Origin of the sequence: Actinotalea sp. JY-7885 (assembly GCF_014525465.1) — a bacterium.
Taxonomy (GTDB): domain Bacteria; phylum Actinomycetota; class Actinomycetes; order Actinomycetales; family Cellulomonadaceae; genus Actinotalea.
Window position 1 is genome coordinate 1 of the sequence record NZ_JACEXH010000214.1, and the last position, 4,920, is coordinate 4,920.

At 73.4% G+C, this 4,920-nt stretch carries 3 protein-coding genes; all 3 read left to right on the plus strand.

Translation table 11 applies throughout. The features are described 5' to 3' along the window. Positions 1–240 precede the first annotated feature (240 nt). The 3 genes from IDM29_RS14930 to eno all read left to right on the plus strand — a co-directional run bounded on the left by IDM29_RS14930 (position 241) and on the right by eno (position 4,827). Complete coding sequence (locus tag IDM29_RS14930; protein WP_182113267.1) at positions 241–1,794, plus strand: Re/Si-specific NAD(P)(+) transhydrogenase subunit alpha; 1,554 nt, start codon at positions 241–243, stop codon at positions 1,792–1,794. 1 nt (position 1,795) lies between these two features. Further along, positions 1,796–3,193 carry a Re/Si-specific NAD(P)(+) transhydrogenase subunit beta gene (gene pntB, locus IDM29_RS14935; RefSeq protein WP_182113268.1) on the plus strand — a complete coding sequence of 466 codons (1,398 nt, stop codon included), beginning with the start codon at positions 1,796–1,798 and terminating at the stop codon, positions 3,191–3,193. 356 nt (positions 3,194–3,549) lie between these two features. Continuing rightward, complete coding sequence (eno, locus tag IDM29_RS14940) at positions 3,550–4,827, plus strand: phosphopyruvate hydratase (RefSeq protein WP_182113269.1); 1,278 nt, start codon at positions 3,550–3,552, stop codon at positions 4,825–4,827. Positions 4,828–4,920: the final 93 nt, after the last annotated feature.

The window sequence follows — 4,920 nt, forward strand, 5'->3', positions numbered from 1 at the left end:
GACGACGCCGTCGGCCGCCGGTTGCTCGCGGTGGTCGCCGAGGCGCAGGCGGCGGGTGTCGACGCGGAGGCGGCGCTGCGCGCCGTCGTGCGCGACCTCGAGGCGCGCGTGCGCGCCGCCGAGAGGGCGTGACCTCCGCGACGTGCACGGCCGCAGCACCGCCCGGTGGGCCCCACGTCCCGCCAGCCGCCGCCGCCGGCGGCTAGCGTCGGTGCCCTGGGAGTCGGCTGGGGAGGTCGCATGAGGATCGGTGTCCCGCGTGAGACGCGGGCGGGGGAGCGGCTCGTCGCCGCCACCCCCCAGACCGTGGGCCAGCTGCACAAGCTGGGGTACGAGGTGGTCGTCGAGTCGGGCGCCGGGGCGGGTGCCTCGTTCCCCGACGGCGCGTACGCCGAGGCGGGCGCGACGGTCGTCGACGCCGGGACGGCCTGGTCGAGCGACGTCGTCGCCACCGTGACGGTGCCGCCGGAGGAGTCGCTGCCCGCGCTCGGGCTGCGCCCCGGCGCCGTGCTCATCGGGATGATGGCGCCGGCCGCCCGTCCCGGTCTGCTCGGCGCGCTCTCGGCGGCCGACGTCACCGGGCTGGCCCTCGACGCGGTGCCGCGCATCTCCCGCGCGCAGTCGCTCGACGTCCTGAGCACGCTCTCGAACGTCGCCGGCTACCGCGCCGTGATCGAGGCCGCGGAGGAGTACGGCGGCATGTTCACCGGCCAGGTGACCGCCGCCGGCAAGACCGCGCCGGCCGAGGTCTTCGTCATCGGTGCCGGTGTGGCGGGCCTGGCCGCGATCGGCGCGGCCGTGAGCCTGGGTGCGCGGGTCCGTGCCTACGACGTGCGGCCCGAGGTCGCCGAGCAGATCGAGTCCATGGGTGCGCAGTTCGTGCGCGCCGAGGTGCCCGGGGCTGCGTCCGGGCCCAGCGCCGACGGCTACGCCGACGCGCTGACCGCCGAGCAGGAGGCCGCCGTCGCGCGCATGTACGCGCAGGAGACGGCCCGCGCCGACGTCGTCATCACCACCGCGCTGGTCCGCGGCACCGCCCCGACGACCATCACCTCCGCGATGGTCGCCGCGATGCGGCCGGGCAGCGTCGTCGTGGACCTCGCCGCCTCGGGCGGGGGCAACTGCGAGCGCACCGTCCCCGGGGAGCGCGTCGTCACCGAGAACGGCGTCGTCGTGCTCGGCTGGACGGACCTGACCAGCCGCATGCCGCGCCACACGTCCCAGCTGTTCGGCACGAACGTGGTCAACCTCCTCGCGCTCCTGACGCCCGAGAAGGACGGCGAGCCCGTCCTGGACCTCACGGACCCGGTGCAGCGCGGGATGACCGTCGCGCACGAGGGCCAGGTGCTGTGGCCGCCGCCCCCGGTGCAGGTGTCCGCCGCGCCGGCGACGACGCCCGCCGCGCCGCAGGCCGCACCCGCGGTGGACCCCCGGGCGGCCGCGCGCCGGCGGACGCGGTCCACGGTCCTCGCGGGACTGGGCGCCGTGCTCGTCACGCTGGCGCTGTCGTTCGCGCCACCGGACCTGCACGGGCACGTCATGGTGCTCGCGCTCGCGGTGGTCGCCGGCTACTACGTGATCTCCAACGTCACGCACGCGCTGCACACGCCGCTCATGGCGCAGACCAACGCCGTGTCGGGGATCATCCTCGTCGGCGCGCTGCTGCAGCTCGGCTCGGACAACCTGCTCGTCACGATCCTCGCCTTCGTCGCGGCGACCGTCGCGAGCATCAACATCTTCGGTGGCTTCCTCGTCGCCCACCGGATGATCTCGATGTTCCGGAAGGACGGCTGAGATGACGTCGATCGCCCAGTCCCTGTACCTGCTCGCGGCGGTCCTCTTCGTGCTCAGCCTCGCGGGGCTCTCGAAGCAGACCACCGCGCGACGCGGGACCGTCCTCGGCATGGTCGGCATGGCGCTCGCCCTCGCGGCGACCGTGGTGCTGAGCCTGGACCAGAGCGAGCGGCCGCCCATCGTCACGGCGCTGCTCATCGCGCTCGTCCTGAGCATCGGTGCCGTCGTGGGGGTGTGGCGGGCACGCAGCGTCGAGATGACGCAGATGCCCGAGATGATCGCGATCCTGCACAGCTTCGTCGGCATGGCCGCGGTGCTCGTGGGCTTCGGGTCCTGGCTCACCGAGCCGGCCGACGTCGTGCACGGCGTCGAGGTGTTCCTCGGCGTGCTGATCGGCGCGGTGACGCTGACGGGCTCCGTGGTGGCCTACCTCAAGCTGGCGGCGCGGATCCCGACCGGCCCGCTGGCGCTGCCGGGGCGCAACCTGCTCAACCTCGCGGCCCTGCTGGTGTGCGTCGGGCTGCTGGTGTGGTTCCTCGCCACCAACGGCGCGGTGCCGCTGGTGCTCATGACCGTGGTGGCCCTCGCCCTCGGCTGGCACCTCGTGGCCTCGATCGGCGGCGGCGACATGCCCGTCGTCGTCTCGATGCTCAACTCGTACTCCGGCTGGGCAGCGGCCGCGGCGGGCTTCATGCTCGGCAACGACCTGCTCATCGTCACCGGGGCCCTCGTGGGCTCGTCCGGCGCGATCCTGTCGTACCTCATGTGCCGCGCCATGAACCGCTCCTTCGTCAGCGTCATCCTCGGCGGCTTCGGCGTCGAGGCCGGCACGTCGGCGGGCGGCGGCGGTGAGGTGGGGGAGCACCGCGAGGTCTCGGCCGCCGACGTCGCCGCGATGCTCGCCGGTGCGCGCACCGTCGTCGTGACGCCCGGGTACGGCATGGCCGTCGCCAAGGCGCAGTACCCGGTGGCCGAGCTCGTGTCCCGGCTGCGGGCGACCGGCGTCGACGTGCGCTTCGGCGTGCACCCCGTCGCGGGGCGGCTGCCGGGCCACATGAACGTGCTGCTGGCCGAGGCGCGGGTCCCGTACGACATCGTGCTCGAGATGGACGAGGTGAACGACGACCTGGCCGAGACCGACGTCGTGCTCGTCATCGGCGCGAACGACACGGTGAACCCCGCGGCGCTCGAGGACCCGGGCTCGCCGATCGCCGGGATGCCGGTGCTCGAGGTGTGGAAGTCGCGGCAGGTCGTCGTCTTCAAGCGGTCCATGGCCACCGGCTATGCGGGCGTGCAGAACCCGCTGTTCTTCCGGGACAACACCGCGATGCTCTTCGGGGACGCCAAGACCCAGGTCGAGGCCATCCTCGCGGCCCTCCCGGTCCCCGCCGCGCGCTGAGGGCCTCACGGGCCCAGACGGCCGCGGTCCCGGCGAGCCACGGGTCGCGGATCCCCTCCCCTCCACCCCGCCCGTGGAGCGTCGTGCCCGGACACGCCGGTGTGTCGCGGCACGACGCTCCACGCTCGTGGCACGACGCTCCGCGCAGGGGCACGGGGCTCCGCGCTCGGCGGTCGCACACCCGACACCCGTCCCGCCCGCCGAACGTCCCACCGCACGCGTCGGGCCCCGGGGCTACTGTGGAGCCCGGCCGGTTGACGTCGACCGGCGGCACGGTTCGACCGTCCGCCGACGCTGCGACCCGCAGCCCGCGCGGCACCCGGACCCGACACCCGTACCCTGCTGAAGGAGCATCCGTGGCCACCATTGAGGCCGTAGGCGCCCGCGAGATCCTTGACTCGCGTGGCAACCCCACCGTGGAGGTCGAGGTCGCCCTCGACGACGGCACCATCGCGCGGGCCGGTGTGCCCTCCGGCGCCTCGACCGGTGCCTTCGAGGCGGTCGAGCGCCGCGACGGCGACAAGGGCCGCTACCTCGGCAAGGGCGTCCAGGACGCGGTCAACGCCGTGATGGACGACATCGCCCCCGAGCTCATCGGCTTCGAGGCGAGCGAGCAGCGCCTCGTCGACCAGGCCCTGATCGACCTCGACGGCACGCCCAACAAGGGCAAGCTCGGCGCGAACGCCATCCTCGGCGTCTCGCTCGCCGTCGCCAAGGCCGCGGCCGACAGCGCCGACCTGCCGCTCTTCCGCTACATCGGCGGCCCGAACGCCCACGTGCTCCCGGTCCCGATGATGAACATCCTCAACGGTGGGTCGCACGCCGACTCCAACGTCGACATCCAGGAGTTCATGGTCGCCCCCATCGGCGCGACGACGTACCGCGAGGCCCTGCGCACCGGCGTCGAGGTGTACCACTCCCTCAAGTCCGTGCTGAAGAGCAAGGGCCTGTCGACGGGCCTCGGCGACGAGGGCGGCTTCGCGCCGAACCTCGGCTCCAACCGCGAGGCGCTCGACCTCATCCTCGTCGCGATCGAGAAGGCCGGCTTCACGGCGGGCACGGACGTCTCGCTCGCGCTCGACGTCGCCGCCACCGAGTTCTTCAAGGACGGCGCCTACCAGTTCGAGGGTGCCGCCAAGACGCCCGAGCAGATGCTCGCGTTCTACGAGCAGCTCGTCGCGGACTACCCGCTGGTCTCCATCGAGGACCCGCTGTCCGAGGACGAGTGGGCCTCCTGGTCGCAGCTCGTCGCGAACGTCGGCGACCGCGTCCAGATCGTCGGTGACGACCTCTTCGTGACGAACCCCGAGCGTCTCGCCAAGGGCATCGAGCTCAAGGCGGCGAACTCCCTGCTGGTCAAGCTCAACCAGATCGGCACCCTGTCCGAGACGCTCGACGCCGTCTCCATGGCGCAGCGTGCCGGCTTCACCGCGATGGTCTCGCACCGCTCGGGCGAGACCGAGGACGTCACGATCGCGGACCTCGCCGTCGCCACCAACGCCGGCCAGATCAAGACGGGTGCGCCCGCCCGCGGCGAGCGCATCAACAAGTACAACCAGCTGCTGCGCATCGAGGAGGAGCTGGACGACGCCGCGCGCTACGCCGGCGCCTCGGCGTTCCCGCGCCGCCGCTGAGGTAGCGCCCGCCACGGGCAGAGCAGATCCGCGAGGCCCCGGTCGACGACGTCGACCGGGGCCTCGCGCCGTCCCGGACCCCCCGGCAACGCG

Coding starts and splice junctions, on each gene's coding strand:
- IDM29_RS14930 (WP_182113267.1), top strand. CDS start 241: ATGAGGATCGGTGTCCCGCGTGAGACGCGGGCGGGGGAGCGGCTCGTC.
- pntB (WP_182113268.1), top strand. CDS start 1,796: ATGACGTCGATCGCCCAGTCCCTGTACCTGCTCGCGGCGGTCCTCTTC.